We start from the raw sequence: 930 nt of genomic DNA on the forward strand, positions 1-930 counted from the left end.
TCCCCCTGTGAGAGTAGGACGCCGCCAAGCTTCTATCAGGATCAGTTCCATTTGGAACTGGTCTTTTTTGTGTTTTTGAATGATTTGCTTCTATATAATAGGTTGTTAAAGTAAAAATACGTTGTTCCCACGTGATTGCTACATAAATCAAACTTCATGCTCCTTCAATTTAACATGTCGGTCATCATATGAACCGGCAGCTCAAATCATCAAGGGCATCACTAAAAGCATAGAAAACCTCACCTTGGTCTAAATAGATATAGAAAGACGATGTATAGGGCTACTAAATAGAAAGACCTCATCCCGAAGGGGTTGGTCAGCCATTGTTGAATTTTCAAATTTAAAAAGATAGAAGAAATGAAAAAAACGATACTCATTTTATATCTCCTGCTAAAATTTTATATCGATGATAAAGCTGTTGAATATTTGAAGCAGCAGAAAAAATGATGCGAAACGATTTGCTGAAAAATAGTAAAGGCCAGCAACATTTTCACACTTTTTTATGCGAAAAAGATTTCTCAGAAAAATAAAATAATAACAGAACTTCTTATTTAAATGTTTTTATCCAGAGATATATGAAATAAAATTAGGGTATAGAAGCTTCAAAAATGCTGTTTCCACAGTGATAAAGCCTTATTAGAACTCTTTTTAACAAAAAAACATAAAAAAATGAAAAAAAGGCTTTTAAAATGATGAGACAAGTGGTAAACTTCTTTAGGTGCCTTAACGAAAAGATGAAAAAACAGCTTTAAAATAAATTCAAAAATTATTTTAAAAAAGTCTTTACAAACAATATCTTATCGTTATATAATACTATTTGTCAGATCGAGAGACACTTCGAAACGACACAATATGGAGGATTAGCTCAGCTGGGAGAGCATCTGCCTTACAAGCAGAGGGTCGGCGGTTCGAGCCCGTCATCCTCCACCA

At 33.8% G+C, this 930-nt stretch carries 1 tRNA gene; it reads left to right on the forward strand.

Going from position 1 to position 930, the window contains the following annotated elements:
- The first annotated feature begins 854 nt into the window (after positions 1–854).
- A tRNA-Val gene (locus tag AC3WTB_RS19160) sits at positions 855–930 on the forward strand.

Source organism: Bacillus sp. EB106-04-04-XG123 (genome assembly GCF_058791855.1).